The sequence below is a fragment of the Mycobacterium sp. GA-2829 genome (assembly GCF_001499965.1).
Classification (GTDB): domain Bacteria; phylum Actinomycetota; class Actinomycetes; order Mycobacteriales; family Mycobacteriaceae; genus Mycobacterium.
Genome location: NZ_LQIT01000023.1, coordinates 181,716 through 207,185 on the forward strand (window position 1 = coordinate 181,716; position 25,470 = coordinate 207,185).

The window sequence follows — 25,470 nt, forward strand, 5'->3', positions numbered from 1 at the left end:
GCCGAGCGTGAGCCCGCGCGCGAGAAATCGCGCGAAACTCGTGCACAGGCTCACGTTCGGCGGGCGTTACACACTGTAAGCAGTCCGCACCGACTCGTGACTGAATGTCACTGCGGCTCGCACGCAACACAGGCCAGACTCATCAACGGATGGCGGCGCTGCCACCGAGGTCAGATCCTCGTGGCGTATCGCCACGACCGAGATCTTTTGACCGACAGGGGCTTCCGTGGACGTGCACTCCGCCCGTATCGACGCATTGAGCGGCGACGACATCGCCGTGGAACTGGCCCGCACCGAAGACGACGCCCGTCTGCGGTTCGTCCTCGCCGCCGCGCGGCCCGTACCGCTGCGGCGCATGCTTCCGGCGCTGCAGAGCATGGACCTCGAAGTCCTGCACGAACACACCACGTCAACCACCCGCCCCGACGGAACCCCGGTCCACGTCTACGATCTCGTGCTGCAGACCGGCCGCGAGGCCGCCGCCGGGTTCGCCAGGGACTGGCGCGAGACCGACCAGCGCATCCGCGAGACCTTCCACGCGATCTGGACCGGCCGCGCCGAGGCCGACAACTTCAACACCCTGGTGCCCGCGGCCGGCCTGACATGGCGGCAGGTGTGCGTACTGCGCAGCTACAGCCGCTACCTGCGCCAGTCGCCGATGCCGTACGGGCAGGGCCGCATCCAGAGCGTGCTGCTCGAACATCCGGCCGCCGCGCAGGCGGCCGTCGCGTTGTTCGAGGCGCGTTTCGGCGGCGGCGACCGCTCAGCGCACAGTCCGCAGCGCCAGGCCGAGATGGCAGACGCCGCAGAGGAATTGGCCGCGCAGATCGACCGCGTCGTACACATCGACGCCGACCGAATCCTGCGTGCCTACCGCAACCTCATCGAGGCGACGGACCGCACGAACGCGTTCGCACCCGAGGCGTTGAGCGCCGCGGCGCCGTATCTGGTCCACAAGCTGCGCGCCCAGGACATCGACGAGTTGCCCCAGCCGCGGCCGCTGTCGGAGATCTTCGTCTACGCCCCGGACTTCGAGGGCGTTCACCTGCGCTTCGGTCTGGTGGCGCGCGGCGGGCTGCGCTGGTCCGACCGTCACGACGACTACCGCACCGAGGTGCTCGGCCTGGTCAAGGCCCAAGCGGTGAAGAACGCGGTGATCGTGCCCGTCGGCGCGAAGGGTGTGTTCGTCGTGCGGCCGACCCCGGGCACCGACCCGGCCGCCGCGCGCAGCCGGGGCCTGCGCTGCTACCGGCAGTTCATCTCGGCGCTGCTCGACGTCGTCGACAGCGCCGCCCCCGGGACCACGCCCCCGCACAGCGGTGTGGTGTGCCACGACGACGCCGACCCATACCTCGTCGTCGCCGCCGACAAGGGCACCGCGACGTTCTCCGACACCGCCAACGCCGTCGCCACCCAGCGTGGCTACTGGCTCGGCGACGCCTTCGCCTCCGGCGGATCCGCGGGCTACGACCACAAGGCGATGGGCATCACCGCGCGCGGCGCGTGGGTCAGCGGCGACAGTCACCTCGCGACGCTGGGCATCGACCCCGACGAGGGCGAATACCGGGTGGTCGGCATCGGCGACATGAGCGGCGACGTGTTCGGCAACGGCATGCTGCTGCGCCGCGGCATCCGTCTGGTCGCCGCGTTCGACCACCGGCACATCTTCGTCGACCCCGACCCTGCCGGCGACCGCGCCCACCGCGAGCGGCAGCGGCTGTTCGACCTGCCCCGCTCTTCCTGGGACGACTACGACCGCGCGCTGATCAGCGCCGGCGGCGGGGTGTGGCCGCGCACCGCCAAGACCATCCCGGTCTCGGCGCAGATGCGCACCGCACTGGGCATCGCGGACGCGTCGGCCACGCTGACCCCCAACGAACTCATCAGCCACATCCTGCGGGCCCCGGTCGATCTGCTCTTCAACGGCGGCGTCGGCACCTACGTCAAGGCCTCCGACGAACAGCACTCCGACGTCGCCGACAAGGTCAACGACAGCCTGCGCGTCGACGCCGACCAGGTGCGCGCGCGGGTGATCGTCGAAGGCGGCAACCTCGGGGTGTCGCCACGGGGCCGCGTCGAATTCGCCCGCCGCGGCGGATGCGTGAACACCGACGCGATCGACAACGCGGCCGGCGTCGACTGCTCCGACCACGAGGTCAACATCAAGATCATGCTCGACGCCGCGGTGGGCGCGGACCTGCTGCCCCGCAGCGCCCGCAACGGGCTGCTCGCGGAAATGACCGACGAGGTCGCCGCCCTCGTGCTGGACAACAACCGCGCCCACAACCGGCTGCTCGGCGACGCACAGTCCAACGCCGCCCAGATGGTCAGCGTGCACGCCAGGATGACCACCGACCTGGAGCGGCGGCGCGGCCTGCACCGCGAACGCGAGATCATGCCCAGCGCACGAGAATTCGCCGAACTCGCCAAGGCGGGGGAGGGTCTGACGCGACCGCAGCTGGCGACGCTGATGGCCCACGTCAAACTCGACCTCAAGGCCGATCTGCTCGCCCACGACGAGCTGGACGACCCGCATTTCGGCGACATGCTGCGTCGCTACTTCCCGGCCACCATGCGGCGGCGGCTCGGCGACCGGCTGCCCGACCATCCGCTGCGCCGGGAGATCGTGGCCACCGCGATCGTCAACCACATGCTCGCCACCTCCGGGCTGACCTTCGCGTTCCGGCTCGCCGAGGAGACGGGCGCGACGACGGGCGACATCGTGCGGGCACACGCGGTGGTGTCCGAGGTGTTCGACCTCGACGCGCTGTGGGCCGACGTCTACGCCGCCGGCCTCCCGCCCGCGCTGACCAATGCACTGATCATCGAGGGCCGCAGACTCCTCGACCGGGCGGCGCGCTGGTTCCTGCTCAACCGGCCCGCACCGTTGCAGATCGACTGCGAGACAACCCGGTTCACCCACCACGTCGCGACCCTGCGCGGCAAGCTCGGGGCGATGCTGCGCGGCAACGAACTGGCCGCGGTCACGCGGGCGCGCGAGGAGATGGTCGAGCAGGGTGTGCCGTCGGCGATCGCGGGGACCATCAGCGAATCCCTGTACGCGTTCAGCCTTCTCGACATCGTCGACCTGGCCCACCTGCACGACGAGGACGCCACGAAACTCGCGCACATCTATTTCGAGCTGTCCGACCACCTCGGGGTGGACACGCTGCTGCTCGCGGTGTCGTCGCTGCCGCGCGCAGGCCGCTGGCACTCACTCGCCCGGCTGGCATTGCGGGAGGACCTGTACCGCTCACTGCGGGGTCTCACCCTCGACGTGAGCCGTCGTGTGTATCCGGTCACCGACGACGTCAGCGTGGTCGAGGAGTTCGAGGCCTACAACCGGCCGCGACTGGAACGCGCCCGGCGCACGATGGAGGAGTTCCGCGGCATCGCCGAACCCGACCTCGCGGCGGTGTCGGTGGCCTCGGCGCAGCTGCGCCGGCTCACCACCACCCAGGCCTGACCGCCCAGCGCACGGTTGTCGTACGCATCGCCCGAGAGGGTCCGGCAACAACCGTGCGCTCGGCGAAGGATCAGGACAGCGTGGCCCGGATGCACACCGTGACGTACGGCAACGCCAGCCCCGTCGCGTTCACCAGCGCCGGATGGGTCGCGAGCAGTTCGCGGACCCGGTCCAGCGTGCGGGTCTGCACATCGGCGGGGGAGGTGATGCAGTAGCTGCGAGAGGCCACCAGATCGATGAGTGCCTGCGGTGTCAGGTAATTCGTCCACTCGACGTGGTGGCGTTCGATGCCGGTGAACGGCTTCGGCAGCGACACCCGATCGGTGAACGGATCGTTCTCGTGGCCGATGATGCGGCCCAGATCCTTGACCCAGCCCATGCGTTCGTCGCGGGTGTTCCACACCAGCCCGAGCCGCCCGCCGGGCCGCAGCACCCGGGACACCTCCTTGATGGCGCGTTCGGGGTCGAACCAGTGCCAGGCCTGCGCGACGAGCACCGCGTCGACGCTGTCGTCGTCCAACGGGATCTCCTCGGCCGTGCCGAGCAGCGCCGGGGTGTCGGGCAGCGACCCCGTCAGCACCTCGAGCATCTCGGGGATCGGGTCGACGGCGATGACGTCGAGGCCGCGTTCGACCAGCCGCGTGGTGAGCTTGCCGGTACCCGCACCGAGGTCGAGCACGGTGTGGGCGCCGCCGGGCAGCAGCCAGTCGATGGCTTCGGGCGGATACGACGGCCGGCCCCGCTCGTACGCCGCGGCCTGGGCGCCGAAGGACAGCGACGGGTCGGTCGACTCCTGGGTCATCGCGCCGCCAACTCCAGGGTGCGCCGGATCAGCTTGCCGACGGCCTCGGTCTCGACCAGGAAGCCGTCGTGGCCGTAGATCGAGTCGACGACCTCCAGACCCGCGCAGCCGGGCAGCATCTCGGCCAGCTCCTCCTGCAGCCGCAACGGATAGAGCCGGTCGGAGGTGACGCCGCCGACCAGCGCGGGCACCCGGCAGCCCGCCAGTGCGGCCCGCACTCCGCCGCGAGCGCGGCCGACGTCGTGACTCGACAGCGCATCGGTCAGCGTGACGTAGGTGCCCGCGTCGAACCGCTCGACGAGCTTGTCGCCCTGGTACTCCAGGTAGCTCTGCACCGCGTACCGGCCGCCGGTCGTCGGGTTCTCGTCGCCCTGGGCGTCGTTGCCGAACCGGTTGTCCAATTCGAGTTCGCCCCGGTAGGTCAGGTGGGCGAAGCGGCGGGCGATCGCCAGTCCGGTCGACGGTGTGCGCCCGGTGTCGTGGTAGTCGCCGCCGCACCAGTCCGGATCGGCCTTGATCGCGGCGACCTGGGTGCTCTGCGTGCCGATCTGGTCGGCGGTCGCGCGGGCGCCGACGGCCAGGATCAGCGCGGAGCGGACGGTGTCGGGATGCCCGACGATCCACTCGAGCGCACGGGCGCCGCCCATCGAACCGCCCACCACGGCCGCGACCTGGGTGACGCCGAGCGCCTCCAGTGCGGCGAGGTCGGCGGCCACCTGGTCGCGGATCGTCACGGTGGGGAAGCGGGAGCCCCAGGGCCTGCCGTCAGGGGCGATCGACGACGGTCCTGTCGAACCGCGGCAGCCGCCGAGGACGTTCGTCGACACCGCACACCAGCGGTCGGTGTCGATCGGGGCGCCCGGTCCGGCGACGCCGTCCCACCAGCCGGGGGTGGGGTGGTCGGGGCCGGCGGGGCCGGTGATGTGGGAGTCGCCGGTCAGCGCATGCAGCACCATCACCACGTTGTCGCGGGCGGGCGACAGCTCACCCCAGCGCTGGAAGGCGATGGACACGTCATCGAGCACCACGCCGCTCTCCAGGGTCAGCGGGCCGATGTCGACGACGCCGAGCTCGCCTTCTGCGGGCAAGGTCGTGATGGGCACGTCAGAAATTGTCACTTGCGGTCTCTTCGGTTTCAGGCGATCGCCTTGGCGGCCGCGAAACCCTGTTCGAGGTCGGCGAGGATGTCGTCGATGCCCTCGATGCCGACGGCGAGCCGCACCAGTCCGGGGGTGACCCCGCTGGCGAGCTGCTCCTCGGGGCTCAGCTGCGCGTGCGTGGTGGAGGCCGGGTGGATCACCAGCGAGCGCACGTCACCGATGTTCGCGACGTGGCTGTGCAGGGTGAGCGCGTTGACGAAGGCCTTGCCCGCATCGACGCCGCCGGCCAGCTCGAACGCCAACACGGCACCGGTTCCCTTCGGCGCCAACTTCTTTCCGAGCTCGTACCACGGCGAGGTGGGCAGCCCGGCGTAGTTGACCGAAAGCACGTCGTCGTGGCCTGCCAGGTATTCGGCGACCCGCTGCGCGTTGGCGACGTGGCGTTCCAGTCGTAGGCTCAGCGTCTCGAGCCCCTGGGCGATCAGGAACGCGTTGAACGGTGCGGCGGCCGAGCCGAGGTCGCGCAGCAACTGCACGCGGGCCTTGAGCGCATACGCCGGCGGGCCGAGTTCGGCGAACACCACCCCGTGATAGCTCGGGTCCGGATCGGTGAAGCCGGGGAAGCGGCCGTTGGTCCAGTCGAAGGTGCCGCCGTCGACGATCACGCCGGCGATCGCGTTGCCGTGCCCGCCGAGGTACTTGGTGGCCGAGTGCACGACGATGTCGGCGCCGTGGCTCAACGGCTGGATCAGGTACGGGGTCGCGATCGTGTTGTCGACGATCAGCGGGACGCCGTTGTCGTGGGCGACGCCGGCGACGGCAGGAATGTCGAGGATGTCGATCTGGGGGTTGGAGATCGTCTCCCCGAAGAACGCCTTGGTGGTGGGGCGCACCGCGGCCCGCCAGCTGTCGAGGTCGTCGGGGTTCTCGACGAAGCTGACCTCGATGCCCAGCTTCGGCAGCGTGTAGTGGAACAGGTTGTACGTGCCGCCGTAGAGACGCGGGCTCGAGACGATGTGGTCCCCGGCCTTCGCCAGGTTCAGGATCGCGAAGGTCTCGGCCGCCTGTCCGGAGGACAGGAACAGCGCCGCGACACCGCCTTCGAGCGCGGCGATGCGCTGTTCGACGACGTCGGTGGTCGGGTTCATGATCCGCGTGTAGATGTTGCCGGTCTCGGCCAGCCCGAACAGCGCCGCGGCGTGGTCGGTGTCGCGGAAGGTGTAGGAGGTGGTCTGGTAGATCGGCAGTGCGCGGGCGTTGGTCGCCGCGTCAGGCGTTTGGCCGGCGTGGACCTGCTTGGTCTCGAACGACCAGTTCGCGATCAGGTCTTCTGGCGTGCTCATGCGAAACGGACCTCCATCTGTGTCTGGGGGTCCGTCGGCGCGGACCCGCGCTTGCCGCGTAGCCGTCATGGCTACTCAACCTGGTCATCACCCGGGGCACCCCACCGCGGTTGGAGGGTTGCCGGCCAGCAAGCCGGGGCTTGACGCTGGCGCTCATGACCGTGAGGAAGCTTATCTCACCGTCCGGCGGACCTGCCACCAGCGCGGGCGGATCTGCAGGGAGGCGTAACCGGGCGGGTCGCTGCCGGGTAGCGTCGTAACCGACAAAGCGGAGCTTCGATCTGACGCCGGGAGAACACCACATGAGCGCCGAGCAGCCGACCATCATCTACACGCTGACCGACGAGGCGCCGTTGCTGGCGACATACGGTTTCCTGCCGATCGTGCGGACGTTCGCCGAGCCCGCGGGCATCAACGTCGAGACCAGTGACATCTCCGTCGCCGCCCGCATCCTCGCCGAATTCCCCGAGCGGCTGACCGACGAGCAGCGAGTACCGGACAACCTCGGCGAGCTCGGCAAGCTCACCCAGGACCCGGACACCAACATCATCAAGCTGCCCAACATCAGCGCCTCGGTGCCGCAGCTGCTGGCCGCGATCAAGGAACTCAAGGCCAAGGGTTACGACCTGCCCGACTTCCCGGGTGATCCGAAGACCGACGAGGAGAAGGAGATCCGCGCCCGCTACGCCAACTGCCTCGGCAGCGCGGTGAACCCTGTTCTGCGCGAGGGCAACTCGGATCGGCGCGCCCCCAAGGCGGTCAAGGAGTACGCCCGCAAGCACCCGCACAGCATGGGCGAGTGGTCGATGGCGTCGCGCACCCACGTCGCGACCATGAAGCACGGCGACTTCTACCACGGTGAGAAGTCGATGACCATCGACAAGGACCGCAAGGTCAAGATGGTGCTCACCACGAAGGGTGGCGAGGAGATCGTCCTCAAGCCCGAGGTCAAGCTCGACGCCGGCGACATCATCGACAGCATGTACATGAGCAAGAAGGCTCTGTGCGAGTTCTACGAAGAGCAGATGCAGGACGCCTACGAGACCGGCGTGATGTTCTCGCTGCACGTCAAGGCGACCATGATGAAGGTCAGCCACCCGATCGTGTTCGGCCACGCGGTGAAGGTGTTCTACAAAGAGGCGTTCGCCAAGCACCAGAAGCTGTTCGACGAGCTCGGCGTCAACGTCAACAACGGGATGAGCGATCTCTACGACAAGATCGAGCAGCTGCCCGCGTCGACGCGCGAGGAGATCATCAACGACATCCACGCCTGCCATGAGCACCGGCCCGAACTGGCCATGGTCGACTCGGCGCGCGGCATCACCAACTTCCACTCCCCGTCGGACGTCATCGTCGACGCCTCGATGCCCGCGATGATCCGCCTCGGCGGCAAGATGTACGGCGCCGACGGCCGCACCAAGGACACCAAGGCCGTCAACCCGGAGTCGACGTTCTCCCGGATCTACCAGGAGATGATCAACTGGTGTAAGACCAACGGCCAGTTCGACCCGACCACGATGGGCACCGTCCCCAACGTCGGATTGATGGCGCAGAAAGCCGAGGAGTACGGCAGCCACGACAAGACGTTCGAGATCCCCGAGGCCGGGGTTGCCGACATCGTCGACATCGACACCGGCGAGGTGCTGCTGAGCCAGAACGTCGAAGAGGGCGACATCTGGCGCATGCCGATCGTCAAGGACGCCCCGATCCGGGACTGGGTGAAGCTGGCCGTCACCAGGGCGCGCGCATCGGGCATGACCGCGGTGTTCTGGCTCGACACCGAACGTCCGCACGAGGCCGAGCTGCGCAAGAAGGTCAAGGAGTACCTGAAGGACCACGACACCGAGGGCCTTCACATCCAGATCATGCCGCAGGTGTGGGCCATGCGGTACACGCTCGAGCGCGTGACGCGCGGTCAGGACACCATCGCGGTGACCGGCAACATCCTGCGCGACTACCTCACCGACCTGTTCCCGATCCTGGAGCTGGGCACCAGCGCCAAGATGCTCTCGATCGTGCCACTGATGGCCGGCGGCGGGCTCTACGAGACCGGCGCGGGCGGGTCGGCGCCCAAGCACGTCCACCAGCTCGTCGAGGAGAACCACCTGCGGTGGGATTCGCTCGGCGAATTCCTCGCTCTCGGTGCGTGTTTCGAGGACATGGGGTCCAAGACCGACAACGTGCGCGCCACGCTGCTGGGCAAGACGCTGGACTCGGCGATCGGCAAGCTGCTGGAGAACGACAAGAGCCCGTCGCGCAAGACCGGCGAACTCGACAACCGGGGCAGCCAGTTCTACCTCGCGCTGTACTGGGCCCAGGAGCTGGCGAACCAGACCGAGGACAAGGAACTCGCCGACCACTTCGGGCCGCTGGCCAAGTCGCTCGCCGACAACGAGGAGACCATCGTCGCCGAGCTCAACGAGGCGCAGGGCAACACCGTCGACATCGGCGGCTACTACTACCCGGACCGCGAGAAGACCACCGCGGTGATGCGGCCGAGCAAGACCCTCAACGAGGCGCTGGAGGCGGCGACCGTCGCACCGGTCACCGAAGAGGCCTAACCGCCCAGCGCCTGGTGCGGCGGCGGCGTCGCGTGCTGGTCGACGAAATCGACGATCAGCCGCGCGACGCGGTCGGGCGCCTCGAACATCGGGATGTGCCCGACGTCGTCGAGGTGGGTGATCTCGGTGTCCTCGGGCAGGTGGTCGGTGAAGTGCCGGGTGAACCGCGGATGCGGCAGCACCCGGTCCTTCTCGCAGATCACCAGGTGCGTGGGCACGTCGGCGTCGGCGATCTCGAGCAGCCCGGGCAGGGTAAGCGATTTGACCAGCAGCTGGTAGTACGCGGGGCAGTGCGAGACGTCGTCGATGATGTCGACCAGATCCTCGTCCGACAGCCGCTCGGGCCTCGCGCTGATCGCCAGGTGGGCCAGCCAGCGGGTGAACGGCAGCTTGAGGACCTTGCGGCCGAAGACCAGCGTGACCACGTACACCGGCAGGCCGCCGAGGAACTTGCCGACGATCTCGAACTTGGCCGGGGTGAAGTGCCGCCACCCGCCGGCCGGGGCGATCCCGGTCAGCGTGCGGGCGCGTCCGCGCCGTTCCAGTTCGAAGGCCACCCAGCCACCCAGCGAGTTGCCGACGATGTGGGCGGTCTCCCAGCCCAGGGCGTCCATCCGGCGTTCCACGTCGTCGGCGAGGGAGGCGCTGTCCAGGAAGAACGGGCCTTTGGTGCCGCCGTTGTGGCCGGGCATCGTGGGCGCGTACACCTCGTAGCGGCCGGTCTCCGCGATTGCCGGCGCCACGTTCTTCCACACGCTCTGCGACATCATGAACGGGTGCAGGAGCAACATCGGTTCGCCGGATCCGACGTGGATCGGTGCGCGTTCGGTCATGTCGCCCGACATTAAGGTGATACCGCCGGTACCGCAAGGAGGTGGGTTAGGGTCTGGCGCCGTGATAGTCAGCACGATCAACGTCAACGGCATCCGCGCGGCGGTCAAACAGCGCTCGACCGAGAACCTGGGGCTGCTGGCGTGGCTCAAGGAGACCCCCACCGAGGTGGTGTGCCTGCAGGAGACGCGTGCCGACGACGAACAGCTCGCCGATGCGCTGGCCCCCGCCCTGGCCGACGGCTGGTTCCTCGCCTCGGCCAGCCCGCACCTCAAAGGCCGCAACGGCGTCGCTGTGCTGTCCCGGCATCCGATCAACGAGCACCGCCGCATGGCGTCCGACGAGTTCGGCGAGCACGGTCGCTACCTCGAGGTGGACACCGGCGGGCTGACGGTGGCCAGCGTGTACGTCCAGACCGGGGAGGCCGAGACCGACCGCCAGCTGGAGAAGGAACGCTTCATGGCCGCGCTGGCGGTGCGGATGGCCGAGATCCGCGACACCGACGCCGTCGTGTGCGGCGACTGGAACATCGCGCACACCGAGCTGGACATCAAGAACTGGAAGGGCAACCTCAAGAAGTCCGGGTTCCTGCCCAGCGAGCGGGCGTGGCTCACCGACCTGCTCGGCACCGGCTGGGTGGACGTGGTGCGCGCCCTGCACCCCGAGGTGCCCGGCCCGTACTCGTGGTGGTCGTGGCGCGGTCGGGCGTTCGACAACGACGCCGGCTGGCGCATCGACTACCAGCTGGCCAGCCCGTCGCTGGCGCCCCGCGCGCACACCGCCCGCGTCGAACGGGCCGAGGCGTACGCGCTGCGGTGGTCCGACCACGCGCCGGTCACCGTCGAGTACTCGTGATCCGGGCGCGTGGAAAGATCGAGGGATCATGAACTCTCCGGTCGAGACCCCGCCCGCCGTGCCCCGTGTCGTCTTCTCGGGTGTGCAGCCCACCTCGGATTCGCTGCACCTGGGTAACGCGCTGGGAGCGGTGACGCACTGGACGGCACTGCAGGACGGCTACGACGCGTACTTCTGCGTCGTCGACCTGCACGCGATCACCGTCCCGCAGGACCCCGCGACACTGCGGCAGCGCACCCTGGTGACCGCGGCGCAATACCTGGCGCTGGGCATCGATCCGTCGCGCAGCACCGTCTTCGTGCAGAGCCACGTTCCGGCGCACACCGAATTGGCTTGGGTGCTGGGCTGTTTCACCGGCTTCGGGCAGGCGTCGCGGATGACGCAGTTCAAGGACAAATCCCAGAAACAGGGCGCCGACGCCACCACCGTCGGGCTGTTCACCTACCCGGTGCTGATGGCCGCCGACGTGCTGCTCTACGACACCGACCTCGTGCCGGTGGGCGAGGATCAGCGCCAGCACCTCGAACTGGCCCGCGATGTCGCCCAGCGGTTCAACGCCCGGTTCCCCGACACCTTCGTCGTGCCCGAACCGATGATCCCCAAGGCCACCGCCAAGATCTACGACCTGCAGGACCCGACGGCGAAGATGAGCAAGTCCGCGGGCACCGACGCCGGGCTCATCAGCCTGCTCGACGATCCGAAGAAGACGGCCAAGAAGATCCGCTCGGCGGTCACCGACAGCGAGCGGGAGATCCGCTTCGACCGCGAGGCCAAGGCCGGGGTGTCCAACCTGCTGACGATCCAGTCTGCGGTCACCGGCACCGACGTCGAGGCGCTGGTCGAGGCGTATCAGGGCCGCGGCTACGGCGATCTGAAAAAGGACACCGCCGACGCGGTCGTCGAGTTCGTCACGCCGGTCAAGAACCGGGTCGACGAACTGCTGGCCGATCCCACCGAACTCGAGGGTGTGCTGGCCGCCGGCGCCGAACGCGCCCGCGAAGTGACTGCGAAAACGCTGCAACGGGTATACGACCGACTGGGATTCCTGCCCCCGCGGGCGTGACGACTGGAGGCTGGTAGTGGACGAACCGGCCAAACCCGGTGTGCTGGACCGGCTGCGAACCCGCTACGCCTGGTTCGACCACGTCATGCTCGCCCAGCAGCGCTACCAGGACAGCAAGGGCGACTTCTACGCGGCGGGCATCACCTACTTCACGGTGTTCGCGCTGTTCCCGCTCATCATGGTCGGCTTCTCCATCGGCGGTTTCGTGCTGGCCAACCAACCCGAACTGCTGGCCGACCTCGAGGGCCGGATCCGCACCGCGGTCTCCGGCGACATGGGCCAGCAGGTCATCGAGGTGATGAACTCCGCCATCGAGTCGCGGACCTCGGTCGGGCTCATCGGTCTCGCGACCGCGGCGTGGGCGGGGCTGGGCTGGATGAACAACCTGCGCGAGGCGCTCAGCCAGATGTGGGGTCTGCAGCGCGGCGAGCAGGCCGGGTTCATCGGCACCAAACTGTCCGATCTGCTCGCGTTGCTGTCGACGTTCGTCGCGCTCGCGGTCACGATCGGCATGACCGCGCTCGGTGACAAGACACTCATGCGCAAGATCCTGTCCTGGTTGCAGATCCCGGAACTGCCCGGGCTGAGCCTCGGGCTGCGCATCGCCTCGCTGCTGGTGTCGATTCTGGTGTCGTGGCTGTTGTTTACGTGGATCATCGCGCGGCTGCCGCGGGAGTCCATCAGCTTCCGCAGTTCGGTGCGCGCGGGCCTGTTGGCGGCGGTCGGATTCGAGGTGTTCAAGCAGCTCGGGTCGGTGTATCTGCAGTCGGTGGTCAACGGTCCGGCGGGCGCGACGTTCGGCCCCGTCCTTGGCCTGATGGTGTTCGCCTACATCACCGCGCGGCTCATCCTGTTCGCGACGGCGTGGGCGGCCACCTCGCGCGACAACATGCTCGCCGCGCCGGTGGATCCGCCCAGTCCGGCCCAGATCACCACCCGGGTGCAGGTCCGCGAGGGCGTCGGGGTGCCCGGTGCCGTCGCCGCCGCAGCGGTCGGAGCGCTTGGCGCCGTTGGTCTTTCGCGGCTGCGCCGTCGTCAGTGACTTTCGCTGACCAACTGCAGTCCGACGACGCACCCGACGATCCCGAGGATCAGCGCCACCTTGATCGGTGTGGTGCTCTCCGCGCCGGAGGCCAGCGAGTACGCCACCGTCAGCGCCGCGCCGATGCCCACCCACACGGCGTATCCGGTGCCGACAGGGATCTCCCGCAGCGCATAACCCAGCCCGGCCATCGAAAGCAGCGCTGCGACAAGGAAAATCAAGCTGGGAACCAGTCGGGTGAACCCTTCGGACCGGCTCAGGGCGACCGCCCACACCGATTCGAGCGCGCCCGAGAGGATCAAGATCAGCCAGTACACGGCACACCCTTCTAGCGCCGTCTTGTCGCTGGCCGGGTACGGTGCCGCTCGTCCGGTGTCATCTGCTGACAACACCACCGTAGCAAAGCGGTAACGTCGCACTTCATGCCCTCGATGAAGCCCCTGTCGACGCCGTGGTGCCGGACTCTCGGCCTCGAGGTACCGATCGTCAACGCCCCGATGGGCGGCGCCGCCGGGGGCCGGTTGGCCGCCGCGGTCTCGCGCGCCGGTGGGTTGGGCATGGTCGGGATGGGCAGCGCGGGCACCGCCGAACTACTCGATCGGGAGCTGGCCGAGCTCTCGGATCTGCGGCGGCCGTTCGGGATCGGGCTGGTGCACTGGGTGGCCGAGGCGCGCCCGGAGCTGCTGGAGCGGGCGTTGGCGGCCAGGCCCGCACTGCTGTCGGTGAGCTTCGGCGAGGACTTCGGCTGGGTCGCCCGCGCCCACGCGGCGGGCGTCGCGGCCGTCACTCATGTCGGCACGGTCTCGGCTGCAGACCGTGCGGTCGCGGCGGGTGTCGACGTCGTGGTGGCGCGCGGCGCGGAAGGCGGCGGGCACGGTGAGCCACGGCTCGGCACACTGGCTTTGCTCACCGAACTGCTCGACCGGGTGGACGTCCCGGTGCTCGCCGCGGGCGGTATCGCCAACGCGCGCGGGGTGGCCGCCGTACTGGCCGCGGGCGCCTCGGCGGCCTGGCTGGGTTCGGTGTTCGCGGCGTGCCCGGAGGCGACCACGGATCCGTCCGCGCGTGCGGCGATGGTCGCCGCGGCCGGCGAACAGACCACGCTCACACGGGAATTCGACATCGCCGCCGGCTATCCGTGGCCCGAGCACCTCCCCGAACGGGTGCTGACCGACGCCGACGGGGTAGCCACCCCGGTCAACGCCGGGCAGGGTGTCGGCATGGTGACCGGCGCGGAGCCCGCCGCCGCGCTGATCGCCCGGCTGAGTGCCGGTGCCGAGGAGCTGCTGCGCCGGTGGGCGTGACGGTCAGTGCTGCGGGCGCCGGTTCAGCGAGCGGGCCGCCATGATCAACGCGAACACGATGATCGCGCCGATCACCCCGACCCCGACCCGCACGGGCATCGCGTCGGCGGCGGGTAGCACCGCCGCGGCCTGTGCGGTGGTGTCGGTCTCGGCGTTCTCGGGCTTCGGCCCCAGCGAGGGATCCGGTTCGATCAGCGTGCCGACCTTGGTGCCGGACGGCAGGCCGAACCCGTAGTCCAGCAGCCGGGCGGCCTGCTCCCACGGCGCAATCGGCTGGCGGGTGCCGCGCAACAGCACCGCCACCAGTCGGCGGCCGTCGCGTTCGGCGCCGCCGACGAACGTCTGCCCGGCGTCGTCGGTGAAGCCGGTCTTGCCTCCCAGTGCTCCCGGATAGTTGTAGAGCAGCTTGACGTCGTTCTCGATCGGGTACGGCGGGTTGCCGTCGCGCCCGGGGAAGTCGTAGGTGCGGGTGGCGACGATGTTCGTGAACGTCGGGTTGCGCCACGCGTACCGGTAGAACAGCGCGAGGTCATAGGCCGACGTGCTCATCCCCGGCCCGTCGAGACCGGACGGGGTGGCCACCCGGGTGTCGCGGCCGCCGAGCTTGCTCGCCAGCTGGTTGAGCTTGAGCAGCGCGGTGTCCATGCCGCCGAGCTGGCGGGCCAACGCGTGGGCGGCGTCGTTGCCCGAGTACATCAGCAGCCCGTGCAGCAGATCATTGACCGTGTAGAGGCCGCCTGCGGCGACGCCGACGCGGGTGCCCTCGGCCGCGGCGTCCTCCTCGGTGCCCGGGACCGCCTTGGCGAGGTTGAGCTCCTCGAGCGACTGGATCGCGGTGAGCACCTTGATGACGCTGGCCGGGCGGTGCCTGCCGTGCGGGTCGCGGGCGGCGATCACGTCGCCGGTGTCCATGTCGGCGACCAGCCATGCTTCGGCCGAGACGTCCTCCGGGGCCGGCGGGGCGCCGGGTGCGGTGATGATGCCGCATCCCGCGAGCGCCTTCCCGCCGAGCGGTGTCGCGGGCACCGACAGCGCGACCGGTGGCGCCTGACCGGGTTTGGGCACCTCGGAGGCGTCGATCGCCGGCGGCGTCGTCTCGCGGTACGGACACGTCGCGATCTGCGGGGCGGGCTGCGCACCCGCGGCAGGCGTCACCACCAGGGCGGGCGTGACCAGCACGGCCATCGCCGCGACCACCGCCGCCGCGCGCGTGGAGAGCTTCCGTGAGCAGGACATCACCGCGGAGATTAGGGGATCGAGGCCGTTGTGGCCCGGAGGCTCGCTGTGACGGATGTGGTCAGTGTGACTCGCCGGGCCTTTGCTCTCCGCCGAGACTGCTGGGAGATCGTGTTTTCGCGCGTTTCGGTGACCTCCCCGCAGTCTCGGCGCAGGGCCTCAGAGGGTCAGGTCGTCGAGCGCGACGTGCGCCAACGCCGGGGCGCCGATGCACCCCATCCACAGCCGCCCGCCCGACTCCACGAGACCGGTGACCATGCCGAACTCCGGATGCGTGGTCCGCAGCCCGGCGACGGGTGCGCCGCTGTCGGGATCGAACGCCACCGCCCACACCTCGGGGGCGATCTGCGGGGTGAACCGGTCGGGCAGCAGCCACATCAGCTTGCGGAACACGGGAGGCCGCGGGGCCAACCATTCGGCGGCGGCGTTGGGCGGCGAGACCATCGCCACCCAGATCCGGCCGTCGGCGCCCGTCGAGAGGTTGTCGGGATGGCCGGGCAGGTTGGTGACCAGTGAGGTGATGGTGCCCGCCCGCGGACCGGTCAGCCAGTACTTCGACAGCGACCGCCCCAGCGTCTCGGCGAACACCAGCGCCGACCCGTCGGCGGTGACCGTCACCCCGTTGGTGAAGTACAACCCGTCGGCCAACGTGGTCACTGTGCCGTCGACGTCGCGGCGGAACAACCCGCCGCGCCCGCGTGACTCCAACACCGCACCCTTGAAGTGCTCGTAGGTGAAGGCACTGGTCGATTCGGTGAAAAACACTGTGCCGTCGGCGGTTTCGGCGACGTTCGAGCAGAACTGCAGATGCCGGCCCCCGACCGCCTCGACCAACGGCTCGATGGCGCCGCTGTCCGGGTCGAGCGCCAGCAGGCCGCGGGGGCTGTCGCACACCAGGAGCCGGCCGTCGCGCGCCACGGCCAGCCCGAGCGGGCGCCCGCCGGTGTTCGCGATGGTCGTCGGATCGCCACCGTCGGCGGTCAACCAGAGGATGCGGCCGTCGTCGACGCCGGTGTAGAGCCGACCCTCGGCGTCGACCACCACATCCTCGGGGGCGTGCCCGGGCAGCGGGACGACGGTGACCGGGGGCGACGGTAGGGGCGGCAGGTCGTCGACGGGCGGCGGGTGCCAGCGGACGGGGTCGATCGGCGGCTTGCGAGTGGAGGCCACGCCGCCGACGCTACGCGCCGAGCCTGCTGTCAGATCGCGAAATCCGGGCGGATCGCGATCTCCCAGCAGGCTCGGCGAGTGCGAAGAGGGGTCAGAGCCGGCGGCCGGCCTCGCTGAGCACGCCGTGCAGGATGTCGTAGATCGCGTCGAACTCGGCCTGCCCGCTGATCAGCGGCGGGGCCAGCTGCACGACTGGGTCGCCACGGTCGTCGGCGCGGCAGTACAGCCCGGCCTCCCACAGCGCCGGGGTCAGGAAGCCGCGCAGCAGCCGCTCGGACTCCTCGTCGTTGAAGGTCTCCTTGGTGGCCTTGTCCTTGACCAGCTCGATGCCGTAGAAGAAGCCCTCGCCGCGGACGTCGCCGACGATCGGCAGGTCGTAGAGCTTCTCCAGGGTGGCGCGGAACGCCGGGGCGTTCTCCTTGACGTGGTCGTTGATGCCCTCGCGCTCGAAGATGTCGAGGTTGGCCAGCGCGACCGCCGCCGAGACCGGATGGCCACCGAAGGTGTAGCCGTGGCCGAAGGTCGTCATCCCGTCGTTGAACGGTTCGAACAGCCGGTCGCTGGCGATCATCGCGCCGAGCGGGGAGTAGCCCGACGTCAGACCCTTGGCGCTGGTGATGATGTCCGGGACGTAGCCGAAGTCGTCGCACGCGAACATCGAGCCGATGCGGCCGTAGGCGCAGATGACCTCGTCGGAGACCAGCAGCACGTCGTACTCGTCGCAGATTTCCCGGACCCGCTCGAAATAGCCTGGGGGAGGCGGGAAGCAGCCACCCGCGTTCTGCACCGGCTCGAGGAACACTGCGGCGACGGTGTCGGGACCCTCGAATTCGATGGCCTCGGCGATGCGGTCGGCGCAGTACTGCCCGAACGCCTTGGGGTCCGAGCTGAACTGCTCAGGAGCGCGGTAGAAGTTCGTGTTGGGCACGCGGAAACCGCCGGGAGTCGGCGGATCGAACGGTGCCTTGAACGCCGGGATGCCAGTGATCGCCAACGCACCCTGCGGGGTGCCGTGATAGGCGATGGACCGCGAAATCACCTTGTACTTACCGGGTTTGCCGGTCAGCTTGAAGTACTGCTTGGCCAGCTTCCACGCGCTCTCGACGGCCTCGCCGCCGCCGGTGGTGAAGAAGACGCGGTTGAGATCGCCGGGGGCGTAGTTCGCGAGGCGATCGGCCAGCTCGATCGCCGGCGGGGTGGCGTAGCTCCACAGCGGGAAGAACGACAGCGTCTCGGCCTGCTTGGCGGCGGCCTCGGCGAGCTCCTTGCGGCCGTGGCCGACCTGCACCACGAAAAGACCGCTCAGACCGTCGATGTAGCTGCGGCCCTTGTCGTCGAAGATCCGCACACCCTCACCGCGGGTGATGATCGGCGGCGTGATGCCTTCACCGTGGCGGGCGAAATGCCCCCACAGGTGCCGGTTGGCTTTGGCGCCGAGCTCGTTCGTCACGGGCTCGGTGATGTAGTCCTGCGTCATCGTGTTCCCCAATTATATTGCTGCTTAACCAGTTTGAGGTATACCAACGTCTCGGTGGATACCACTCCCGGCAGTGCGCGGATCCTCGTGTTCAACAGGTCGAGGAGGTCGTCGTCGTCCTCGCAGACCACTTCGGCGATGGCGTCGAACGAACCCGCGGTGAGCACCACGTAGTCGACCGACGGGATCGCGGCGAGCTTCTCCGCGATCTTGGTCGTGTCGCCGGTGCAGCGGATGCCGATCATCGCCTGGCGGGCGAAACCGAGCTGCATCGGATCGGTCACCGCGACGATCTGCATGACGCCGGCGTCGACCATGCGCTGCACACGCTGTCGCACCGCGGCCTCAGACAGACCCACCGCCTTGCCGATTCCCGCATACGAGCGCCGGCCGTCCTGCTGCAACTTCTCGATGATCGCCTTCGAGAGTTCGTCGAGCTGGAAGTATGTACCTGGGCGCGACTGGCTGACGCGCAGCGACACCGGTTGGATGTCGGGCTCGCCGTCGGGATTGGCCATATGTGGCATTGTGCACGGATTCCGTCGTATTGGGCAACCAGATTGATGAAATCGTTCGTTTGACGGCGCCGCCTATGCGGGATGCGTAGCCGCGGCCGAACGGGTCGGCTAGCGTTGCACCCATGACAGCGGTTGTGTCGAACTCAGGAATGTCGGACTCGGTGGCGCTCGCCAGCAGCTGGATCGACGGGGCCCCGGTGCAGACCGGCGGCGGCGCATTCCAGATCGTGGATCCCGCGACCGGTTCGGTGGTCACCCAGTACGCCCGCGCGACGAACACCGACGTAGACGTGGCGGTCGCCGCGGCGCGCGCCGCGCTGCCCGGCTGGGCCACTGCGACCCCGGCCGAGCGGTCGGCGGTGCTGGCCAAACTCGCCAAACTGGCCGAGGAGGCCACCGAACTGCTGATCGCCGAGGAGGTCAGCCAGACCGGGAAGCCGGTGCGGCTGGCCCGCGAGTTCGACGTGCCCGGCAGCATCGACAACATCGACTTCTTCGCGGGCGCTGCCCGGCACCTCGAGGGCAAGGCGACCGCGGAGTACTCCGGCGACCACACCTCCAGCATCCGGCGCGAGGCGATCGGCGTCGTCGCGACCATCACCCCGTGGAACTACCCGCTGCAGATGGCGGTGTGGAAGGTGCTGCCCGCGCTGGCAGCCGGCTGCACCGTCGTCATCAAACCCTGTGAGCTGACCCCGTTGACCACGCTGACGCTGGCCCGGCTGGCTTCTGAGGCCGGCCTGCCGCCGGGCGTGCTGAACGTGGTGACGGGCCTGGGCGCCGACGTGGGCACCGCGCTGGCCGGGCACCCCGGGGTGGACCTGGTGACGTTCACCGGATCGACGGTCGTGGGCCGCAAGGTCATGTCGGCCGCCGCGGTGCACGGCCACCGCACCCAGCTCGAACTCGGCGGCAAGGCGCCGTTCGTGGTGTTCGACGACGCCGACCTCGACGCCGCGATCCAGGGTGCGGTCGCCGGTTCGCTGATCAACACCGGACAGGACTGCACGGCCGCGACCCGCGCGATCGTCGCCCGCAACCTCTACGACGACTTCGTCGCCGGGGTCGGCGAGGTGATGAGCAAAATCGTCGTCGGTGATCCGCAGGACCCCGACACCGATCTCGGGCCGCTGATCTCCGCCGCCCACCGCGACAAGGTGGCGGCCATGGTGTCGCGCGCCCCGGCCGAGGGCGGCCGTGTCGTCACCGGCGGGACCATCCCGGACCTGCCCGGCTCGTTCTACCGGCCGACGCTGGTCGCCGACGTCGACGAGCGCTCGGAGATCTACCGCGACGAGGTTTTCGGTCCGGTGCTCACCGTGCGGTCGTTCACCGACGACGACGATGCGCTGCGGCAGGCCAACGACACCGACTACGGGCTGGCCGCCTCGGCGTGGACCCGCGACGTCTACCGCGCCCAGCGCGCATCACGCGAGATCAACGCCGGGTGCGTGTGGATCAACGACCACATCCCGATCATCAGCGAGATGCCGCACGGCGGGGTGGGCGCGTCGGGCTTCGGCAAGGACATGAGCGACTACTCGTTCGAGGAGTACCTCACCATCAAGCACGTGATGAGCGATATCACCGCCGTCGCCGACAAGGAGTGGCACCGCACGGTGTTCGCCAAGCGGTAGTCAGCAGTCGAGCTGGACGATCGCGGTCGAGACGATCCGGTTCGCGATGGCGACCGAGGAACCCTCGTCCTTGAGGTGATCCATCACCAGTGGGACGATCTCCGAGGAGCCCATCCCGCTCTCGGCGGCCCGGCACACCCAGTAGCCCTCGCGCAGGAGTTGGTCGGCGGTCAGGAACGCGAAGTACTGCTGCAGTTCGAGGTAGGCGGCCTCGTCGGCGGCGGCGGGAGGCGCCCCGGCCAACGCCCCGCCCATAGCGGCGGCCGCAACGGCGATCGTGGGGATGACTGCTCGAATCATGGTGGGCCACCTCCGGGCTTCAAGTACCGCCGAGACTACGGTTGCTGCTCGATTTCCCCGCGATATCGATCATCAACCGTAGTCTCGGCGCGTCGGGGCCGCTCCTAAACTCGGCGATATGACCACGCGGGTCGACGAGTTCGAACGGCTGCGACCGCATCTGCTGTCCGTCGCCTACCGCCTGACGGGGACCCTGGCCGACGCCGAGGACGCCGTGCAGGACGCGTGGCTGCGGTGGCAACGCAGCGGTGACGGCGGCGAGATCGACGATCTGCGGGCGTGGTTGACCACGGTGGTGAGCCGGTTGAGCCTCGACCTCCTGCGTTCGGCCGCGCACCGGCGGGAGACCTACGTCGGGGAGTGGCTGCCCGAACCGGTGGTGACCGGACTCGACGGCGACGATCCACTTGCCGCGGTGGTCGCCGCCGACGACGCCCGGTTCGCCGCCATGGTGGTGCTCGAACGACTCACCCCCGATCAGCGGGTGGCCTTCGTCCTGCACGACGGGTTCGCGGTGCCGTTCGACGAGATCGCCGGCGTGCTGGGCGTGACGGTCCCGGCCGCGCGGCAACTCGCGTCGCGGGCCCGCCGGGCGGGGGGGGGGGCGCCGCCGCCGGCCGACGACGGCGAACACGCCGAGGTGGCCGGGGCGCTGATGGCCGCGCTGGCCGCGGGAAACATGGAAGCCCTTGTGGCGCTACTGCATTCGGACGTCACGTTCACCGGCGACGCGAACCGACGGGCCCCGACGGCCGCGCAGGTCATCCGCGGCGCCGACAAGGTGGTGCGGTTCCTGTTCGGGCTTGCGCGACGGTACGGACCCGGCTGGCTGGATGCCGCGCAGCCCGCGCTGGTCAACGGTCAGCTCGGCAGCTGGACCCCCGGCGCCCCCGCGCGTGACGGTTACCCCGAGGTGGCGCCGCGGGTGACGGCGGTGACCGTGCGCGACGGCAAGGTGGTCGCGGTGTGGGACATCGCCAACCCGGACAAGTTCACGGGGTCGCCGCTTCGTCGGTAGCGGCCCAGGGCACCCGGCACGCATCCGTGCTGAACCCCTGCTCGGTGATGCCCAGCGCCGCGTACATCCGCGCCCGCATGTTCTCCACCCCGATCTGGTAGGTCAGTTCCAGCACACCGGCGTCCCCGAAGCGGCGGCGCAGATCGGCCACCTGCTCGTCGGTGACGGTATGCGGGTCGGTGGTCATGGCGTCGGCGTAGGCGATGGCCGCGCGCTCGTCGTCGGTGTAGCGCGAGGAGGTCGCGTAGTCGTCGATGTCGGTGAGCCGGTCGACATCGAGACCGTCGAGGCGCTGCAGCATCGAGCCGAAGTCCACACACCACGAGCACCCGACGGTGCGCGCGGTCCAGAACACCGCGAGTTCCCGCACGCTGGCCGGCAGCGTCTTCGACCCGCTCTGCAGCAGTCCCTCGTGTACGACGTTGGCGAGCATCAGTCGTGGATGGTGGGCCGCGACCGCGAACGGTTCGGGCACTTCACCGAAGCGGCGCTTGGCCACGCGGTAGAGCAGTCGGGTCAGCAGGGACGCTTGGTCGGGCGGGACGGGTGCGATCCGTGTTGTCGTCATACCTTGGAGACGAGACAGTCCACCGAAGTGTGACAGCACGAGCAGACGCAGATTCGCACGAATCCCGGGGCATTCGCGCGAATCTGTGTCTGCTCGCGCGGTTGTCGGGGGTGGGGTGGCGGCGGACAATCGAGGCAGGGGTCATATCGAGTCGGGGCGATCCGGGTCAGTTCCACGTAGACAAGGAGTCGCGAACAATGACCATCAAGAGAATGCTCGCGAGCGGCGTCGCCGCCTGTGCGCTCACCGCCGCCGCTGCGGGCGTCGGCATCGCCCCCGCCGGCGCGGATCCGCACTGGAAACCCAAGCCGGATCACGACCGGGAGTGGGTGGACCGCGACTGGCACGACCGCGGCGGCGACTGGGACAAGTGGTGGCGGGCCAACCGATGGCGTAACGACGACCGCCCGCCGTGGGGCTGGGGACCGCCGCCGCCGGCCCACTGGCGTGGGCATCCGCCCGCAGTGATCGACTACTGGGGATATCCGGTGCGGCCGATCTTCGACCCGGGCTTCCGGACATGGGGCTTCTGGCTGTTCGGGGTCTTCATCCCGGTGGTCGTCATCTGAGGCGCCCACCAGACACAGAATCGCCCTCTTCCACACGGAAGAGGGCGATTCTGCGTCTGCTCGCGAGCGGAAACCTCAGCGCGCGAACATCAACGCGCGCTTGACCTCCTGGATCGCCTGGGTGATCTGGATACCGCGCGGGCACGCCTCGGTGCAGTTGAACGTGGTCCGGCAACGCCACACCCCGTCGGCCTCGTTGAGGATGTCCAGCCGTTCGGCGGCACCCTCGTCACGGCTGTCGAAGATGAACCGGTGGGCGTTGACGATCGCCGCGGGCCCCACGTACGAACCCTCGGTCCAGTAGATCGGGCAGCTCGTCGTGCACGCCGCGCACAGGATGCACTTGGTGGTGTCGTCGTAGCGGGCCCGGTCGGTCTGGCTCTGGATCCGTTCCTTGGTCGGCTCGTTACCGCTGGTCATCAGGTACGGCTTCACCGCGCGGTAGGCGTCGAAGAACGGCTCCATGTCGACCACGAGATCCTTCTCCACGGGCAGGCCGCGGATCGGCTCGATGGTGATCGTGAGCTGCTTCTTGGGGTTCTTCGGCAGCATGTCGCGCATCAGCACCTTGCACGCCAGCCGGTTGACCCCGTTGATGCGCATGGCGTCCGACCCGCAAACGCCGTGCGCGCACGACCGGCGGAACGTCAGCGTGCCGTCGAGGTACCACTTCGCGTAGTGCAGCAGGTTGAGCAGCCGGTCGGTCGGCAGGCACGGCACCCGGAAACTCTGGAAACCCGCCGAGTCCGGATCCTCCGGGTTGAACCGGGCGATCTTCAGCGTCACCATCACGGCGCCCTCGGGCACCGGCGGTGTGGTGGCTTCGTCCTTGGTGATTGCAGGTGCGCTCATGTCAGTATTTCCGCTCCATCGGCTCGTAGCGGGTCTGCACCACGGGCTTGTAATCCAGGCGCACGTCGGAGAGCAGGTCGCTGCCCTCCTTGTAGGCCATGGTGTGGCGCATGTAGTTGGTGTCGTCGCGGTTGGGGTAGTCCTCGCGGGCGTGGCCGCCGCGGGACTCCTTGCGGTTGAGCGCACCGACGACGGTGACCTCGGCCAGCTCCAGCAGGAAGCCCAGCTCGATCGCCTCGAGCAGGTCGCTGTTGTAGCGCTTGCCCTTGTCCTGCACCGTGATTCGCGAGTAGCGCTCCTTGAGCGCATGGATGTCGGTCAACGCCTGCTTGAGCGTCTCCTCGGTGCGGAACACCGCGGCGTTGTTGTCCATCGACTGCTGCAGCTCGCCGCGGATGTCGGCGACGCGTTCGTTGCCGTGCTCCGAGAGGATGTCGCCGACCCAGTTGACGACCATCTCGGCCGGCCGCTCCGGCAACTCGACGAAGTCGTGGCCGTTGGCGTAGTTCGCCGCGGCGATGCCCGCGCGGCGGCCGAACACGTTGATGTCCAGCAGCGAGTTGGTGCCCAGCCGGTTGGCGCCGTGCACCGACACGCACGCGCACTCGCCCGCGGCGTACAGCCCGGGGACGATCGTGGTGTTGTCGCGCAGCACCTGCCCGTTGACCGTGGTCGGGATGCCGCCCATGACGTAGTGGCACGTCGGGTACACCGGCACGAGTTCCTTGACCGGGTCCACGCCCAGGTAGGTGCGGGCGAACTCGGTGATGTCGGGCAGCTTGGCCTCGAGCACGTCCTCACCGAGGTGGCGCACGTCGATGTAGACGTAGTCCTTGTTCGGTCCGGCGCCGCGCCCTTCGAGCACCTCCAGCACCATCGAGCGGGCGACGATGTCGCGCGGCGCCAGGTCGACGATGGTGGGGGCGTAGCGCTCCATGAAGCGCTCACCCTCGCCGTTGAGCAGACGGCCGCCCTCACCGCGCACCGCCTCGGAGATGAGGATGCCCAGCCCGGCCAGACCCGTCGGGTGGAACTGGTGGAACTCCATGTCCTCCAGCGGCAGACCCTTGCGGAACACGATGCCCAGCCCGTCGCCGGTCAGCGTGTGCGCGTTCGAGGTGGTCTTGTACATCCGGCCCGAACCGCCGGTGGCGAACACGATCGCCTTGGCGTGGAAGATGTGGATGTCGCCGGTCGCGAGCTCGTAGGCGATCACGCCGGTGGCCACCGGACCGCCGGGGGTCTCGGTGAGCGTGATGTCGAGTGCGTAGAACTCGTTGAAGAACTCGACGTCGTGCTTGACGCAGTTCTGGTACAGCGTCTGCAGGATCATGTGGCCGGTGCGGTCGGCGGCGTAACAGGCCCGGCGGACCGGGGCCTTGCCGTGGTCGCGGGTGTGGCCGCCGAACCGGCGCTGGTCGATCCGGCCCTCGGGGGTGCGGTTGAACGGCATCCCCATCTTCTCGAGGTCGAGGACCGCGTCGATGGCTTCCTTGCACATGATCTCGACCGCGTCCTGGTCGGCGAGGTAGTCGCCGCCCTTGACGGTGTCGAAGGTGTGCCACTCCCAGTTGTCCTCTTCGACGTTGGCCAGGGCGGCGCACATACCGCCCTGGGCCGCACCGGTGTGGCTGCGCGTCGGGTACAGCTTGGTCAGCACCGCGGTGCGTGCGCGGGGGCCCGCTTCGACCGCGGCGCGCATACCGGCGCCACCGGCCCCGACGATGACGACGTCGTAGCGATGTTCAATCAGCATGT

The 25,470-nt window shown here is 69.0% G+C and carries 21 protein-coding genes, 1 pseudogene and 2 riboswitches; of the genes and pseudogenes, 9 read left to right on the forward strand and 13 right to left on the reverse strand.

The annotated features are described in order from the left end of the window. Nucleotides 1-226 precede the first annotated feature (226 nt). Complete coding sequence (locus AU194_RS15770) at nucleotides 227-3,466, forward strand: NAD-glutamate dehydrogenase domain-containing protein (protein ID WP_059090176.1); 3,240 nt, start codon at nucleotides 227-229, stop codon at nucleotides 3,464-3,466. Nucleotides 3,467-3,536: 70 nt separating this feature from the next. Here the strand turns inward: AU194_RS15770 and AU194_RS15775 are convergent, their stop codons facing one another. Genes AU194_RS15775 through AU194_RS15785 form a run of 3 tightly spaced genes read right to left on the reverse strand, consistent with a single transcriptional unit; the run spans nucleotide 3,537 to nucleotide 6,711 of the window. After that, a complete protein-coding gene (locus tag AU194_RS15775) occupies nucleotides 3,537-4,268 on the reverse strand; it encodes a class I SAM-dependent methyltransferase (RefSeq protein WP_059090177.1) in 732 nt (243 codons plus the stop codon). Then, complete coding sequence (locus tag AU194_RS15780) at nucleotides 4,265-5,386, reverse strand: homoserine O-acetyltransferase (RefSeq protein WP_059090178.1); 1,122 nt, start codon at nucleotides 5,384-5,386, stop codon at nucleotides 4,265-4,267. The genes AU194_RS15775 and AU194_RS15780 overlap by 4 nt, the downstream gene beginning before the upstream one ends. 17 nt (nucleotides 5,387-5,403) lie before the next feature. Further along, nucleotides 5,404-6,711: a bifunctional o-acetylhomoserine/o-acetylserine sulfhydrylase gene (locus AU194_RS15785; protein WP_059090179.1), complete on the reverse strand. Its 1,308-nt coding sequence runs from the start codon at nucleotides 6,709-6,711 to the stop codon at nucleotides 5,404-5,406. A 42-nt stretch (nucleotides 6,712-6,753) separates the two neighbouring features. Then, nucleotides 6,754-6,872: riboswitch (SAM riboswitch) on the reverse strand. Between the two features lie 141 nt (nucleotides 6,873-7,013). On the opposite strand from AU194_RS15785, the gene AU194_RS15790 reads away from it, so the two are divergent. Continuing rightward, the gene (locus tag AU194_RS15790) at nucleotides 7,014-9,272 is read left to right on the forward strand and encodes an NADP-dependent isocitrate dehydrogenase (RefSeq protein ID WP_059090180.1); all 2,259 of its coding nucleotides are present in this window, start codon (nucleotides 7,014-7,016) and stop codon (nucleotides 9,270-9,272) included. On the opposite strand, the gene AU194_RS15795 is transcribed toward AU194_RS15790, so the two are convergent. Further along, nucleotides 9,269-10,105: an alpha/beta fold hydrolase gene (locus AU194_RS15795; protein ID WP_157576114.1), complete on the reverse strand. Its 837-nt coding sequence runs from the start codon at nucleotides 10,103-10,105 to the stop codon at nucleotides 9,269-9,271. The genes AU194_RS15790 and AU194_RS15795 overlap by 4 nt on opposite strands. A 61-nt stretch (nucleotides 10,106-10,166) precedes the next feature. Here AU194_RS15795 and AU194_RS15800 point away from each other — a divergent pair, with 61 nt between their 5' ends. From AU194_RS15800 to yhjD, 3 genes are read left to right on the forward strand one after another with little or no spacing between them, the layout of a single operon-like run. After that, complete coding sequence (locus AU194_RS15800) at nucleotides 10,167-10,958, forward strand: exodeoxyribonuclease III (protein ID WP_059090182.1); 792 nt, start codon at nucleotides 10,167-10,169, stop codon at nucleotides 10,956-10,958. A 28-nt stretch (nucleotides 10,959-10,986) separates the two neighbouring features. Continuing rightward, nucleotides 10,987-12,021, forward strand: coding sequence for a tryptophan--tRNA ligase (trpS, locus tag AU194_RS15805; RefSeq protein WP_059090183.1), 1,035 nt, complete (start codon nucleotides 10,987-10,989; stop codon nucleotides 12,019-12,021). Between the two features lie 16 nt (nucleotides 12,022-12,037). Further along, nucleotides 12,038-13,063: an inner membrane protein YhjD gene (gene yhjD / locus AU194_RS15810; RefSeq protein WP_059090184.1), complete on the forward strand. Its 1,026-nt coding sequence runs from the start codon at nucleotides 12,038-12,040 to the stop codon at nucleotides 13,061-13,063. Here the strand turns inward: yhjD and AU194_RS15815 are convergent. Beyond that, nucleotides 13,057-13,380: a multidrug efflux SMR transporter gene (locus tag AU194_RS15815; RefSeq protein ID WP_059090185.1), complete on the reverse strand. Its 324-nt coding sequence runs from the start codon at nucleotides 13,378-13,380 to the stop codon at nucleotides 13,057-13,059. The two genes, yhjD and AU194_RS15815, sit on opposite strands and share 7 nt — an antisense overlap. Before the next feature lie 11 nt (nucleotides 13,381-13,391). After that, a riboswitch (guanidine-III (ykkC-III) riboswitch) is annotated at nucleotides 13,392-13,455 on the reverse strand. Between the two features lie 30 nt (nucleotides 13,456-13,485). Between AU194_RS15815 and AU194_RS15820 the strand changes: the two genes are divergently transcribed. Then, nucleotides 13,486-14,367: a nitronate monooxygenase family protein gene (locus AU194_RS15820; protein WP_231743396.1), complete on the forward strand. Its 882-nt coding sequence runs from the start codon at nucleotides 13,486-13,488 to the stop codon at nucleotides 14,365-14,367. A gap of 3 nt (nucleotides 14,368-14,370) precedes the next feature. Here AU194_RS15820 and AU194_RS15825 read toward each other — a convergent pair whose 3' ends face one another. The 4 genes from AU194_RS15825 to AU194_RS15840 all read right to left on the reverse strand — a co-directional run bounded on the left by AU194_RS15825 (nucleotide 14,371) and on the right by AU194_RS15840 (nucleotide 18,768). Continuing rightward, nucleotides 14,371-15,603: a D-alanyl-D-alanine carboxypeptidase family protein gene (locus AU194_RS15825; RefSeq protein ID WP_059090187.1), complete on the reverse strand. Its 1,233-nt coding sequence runs from the start codon at nucleotides 15,601-15,603 to the stop codon at nucleotides 14,371-14,373. 159 nt (nucleotides 15,604-15,762) lie between these two features. Beyond that, a complete protein-coding gene (locus AU194_RS15830; protein WP_059090188.1) occupies nucleotides 15,763-16,773 on the reverse strand; it encodes an SMP-30/gluconolactonase/LRE family protein in 1,011 nt (336 codons plus the stop codon). Nucleotides 16,774-16,864: 91 nt separating this feature from the next. Beyond that, nucleotides 16,865-18,250 carry an aspartate aminotransferase family protein gene (locus AU194_RS15835; RefSeq protein ID WP_059090189.1) on the reverse strand — a complete coding sequence of 462 codons (1,386 nt, stop codon included), beginning with the start codon at nucleotides 18,248-18,250 and terminating at the stop codon, nucleotides 16,865-16,867. Next, the gene (locus AU194_RS15840; protein ID WP_059090190.1) at nucleotides 18,247-18,768 is read right to left on the reverse strand and encodes an Lrp/AsnC family transcriptional regulator; all 522 of its coding nucleotides are present in this window, start codon (nucleotides 18,766-18,768) and stop codon (nucleotides 18,247-18,249) included. Before AU194_RS15840 ends, AU194_RS15835 begins: the two co-directional genes overlap by 4 nt. 149 nt (nucleotides 18,769-18,917) lie before the next feature. Between AU194_RS15840 and AU194_RS15845 the strand changes: the two genes are divergently transcribed. Beyond that, nucleotides 18,918-20,405 carry a gamma-aminobutyraldehyde dehydrogenase gene (locus AU194_RS15845; RefSeq protein ID WP_059090191.1) on the forward strand — a complete coding sequence of 496 codons (1,488 nt, stop codon included), beginning with the start codon at nucleotides 18,918-18,920 and terminating at the stop codon, nucleotides 20,403-20,405. Here the strand turns inward: AU194_RS15845 and AU194_RS15850 are convergent, their stop codons facing one another. After that, entirely contained in the window at nucleotides 20,406-20,705 is a 300-nt protein-coding gene (locus tag AU194_RS15850; RefSeq protein ID WP_059090192.1) for a DUF732 domain-containing protein, read from the reverse strand. It lies immediately after the preceding gene. Nucleotides 20,706-20,823: 118 nt separating this feature from the next. Between AU194_RS15850 and AU194_RS15855 the strand changes: the two genes are divergently transcribed. Further along, nucleotides 20,824-21,723, forward strand: a complete 900-nt coding sequence (locus tag AU194_RS15855) for a sigma-70 family RNA polymerase sigma factor (RefSeq protein ID WP_059090193.1) — start codon at nucleotides 20,824-20,826, stop codon at nucleotides 21,721-21,723. On the opposite strand, the pseudogene AU194_RS15860 reads toward AU194_RS15855, so the two are convergent. Then, nucleotides 21,698-22,324 (reverse strand): annotated as a pseudogene (locus AU194_RS15860) (carboxymuconolactone decarboxylase family protein); the annotation flags it as partial. The gene AU194_RS15855 and the pseudogene AU194_RS15860 sit on opposite strands and share 26 nt — an antisense overlap. Before the next feature lie 164 nt (nucleotides 22,325-22,488). Between AU194_RS15860 and AU194_RS15865 the strand changes: the two are divergent. Next, complete coding sequence (locus AU194_RS15865) at nucleotides 22,489-22,860, forward strand: hypothetical protein (RefSeq protein WP_059090195.1); 372 nt, start codon at nucleotides 22,489-22,491, stop codon at nucleotides 22,858-22,860. 75 nt (nucleotides 22,861-22,935) lie between these two features. On the opposite strand, the gene AU194_RS15870 is transcribed toward AU194_RS15865, so the two are convergent. Together AU194_RS15870 and sdhA are read right to left on the reverse strand one after the other, a co-directional pair. Then, nucleotides 22,936-23,712 (reverse strand): succinate dehydrogenase iron-sulfur subunit, encoded by a 777-nt coding sequence (locus AU194_RS15870; protein WP_059090196.1) that lies wholly within the window; start codon nucleotides 23,710-23,712, stop codon nucleotides 22,936-22,938. 1 nt (nucleotide 23,713) lies between these two features. After that, entirely contained in the window at nucleotides 23,714-25,468 is a 1,755-nt protein-coding gene (gene sdhA / locus AU194_RS15875; protein ID WP_059090197.1) for a succinate dehydrogenase flavoprotein subunit, read from the reverse strand. Between the last annotated feature and the right edge of the window lie 2 nt (nucleotides 25,469-25,470).

Bases quoted from the DNA above. Each gene is read 5' to 3' on its own strand.
- trpS (WP_059090183.1), top strand. From the start codon at position 10,987: ATGAACTCTCCGGTCGAGACCCCGCCCGCCGTGCCCCGTGTCGTCTTC.
- AU194_RS15775 (WP_059090177.1), bottom strand. From the start codon at position 4,268: ATGACCCAGGAGTCGACCGACCCGTCGCTGTCCTTCGGCGCCCAGGCC.
- AU194_RS15870 (WP_059090196.1), bottom strand. From the start codon at position 23,712: ATGAGCGCACCTGCAATCACCAAGGACGAAGCCACCACACCGCCGGTG.
- AU194_RS15795 (WP_157576114.1), bottom strand. From the start codon at position 10,105: ATGACCGAACGCGCACCGATCCACGTCGGATCCGGCGAACCGATGTTG.
- AU194_RS15785 (WP_059090179.1), bottom strand. From the start codon at position 6,711: ATGAGCACGCCAGAAGACCTGATCGCGAACTGGTCGTTCGAGACCAAG.
- AU194_RS15825 (WP_059090187.1), bottom strand. From the start codon at position 15,603: ATGTCCTGCTCACGGAAGCTCTCCACGCGCGCGGCGGCGGTGGTCGCG.
- AU194_RS15790 (WP_059090180.1), top strand. From the start codon at position 7,014: ATGAGCGCCGAGCAGCCGACCATCATCTACACGCTGACCGACGAGGCG.
- AU194_RS15845 (WP_059090191.1), top strand. From the start codon at position 18,918: ATGTCGGACTCGGTGGCGCTCGCCAGCAGCTGGATCGACGGGGCCCCG.
- AU194_RS15820 (WP_231743396.1), top strand. From the start codon at position 13,486: ATGCCCTCGATGAAGCCCCTGTCGACGCCGTGGTGCCGGACTCTCGGC.
- AU194_RS15855 (WP_059090193.1), top strand. From the start codon at position 20,824: ATGACCACGCGGGTCGACGAGTTCGAACGGCTGCGACCGCATCTGCTG.
- AU194_RS15840 (WP_059090190.1), bottom strand. From the start codon at position 18,768: ATGGCCAATCCCGACGGCGAGCCCGACATCCAACCGGTGTCGCTGCGC.
- AU194_RS15835 (WP_059090189.1), bottom strand. From the start codon at position 18,250: ATGACGCAGGACTACATCACCGAGCCCGTGACGAACGAGCTCGGCGCC.
- sdhA (WP_059090197.1), bottom strand. From the start codon at position 25,468: ATGCTGATTGAACATCGCTACGACGTCGTCATCGTCGGGGCCGGTGGC.
- AU194_RS15850 (WP_059090192.1), bottom strand. From the start codon at position 20,705: ATGATTCGAGCAGTCATCCCCACGATCGCCGTTGCGGCCGCCGCTATG.
- AU194_RS15865 (WP_059090195.1), top strand. From the start codon at position 22,489: ATGACCATCAAGAGAATGCTCGCGAGCGGCGTCGCCGCCTGTGCGCTC.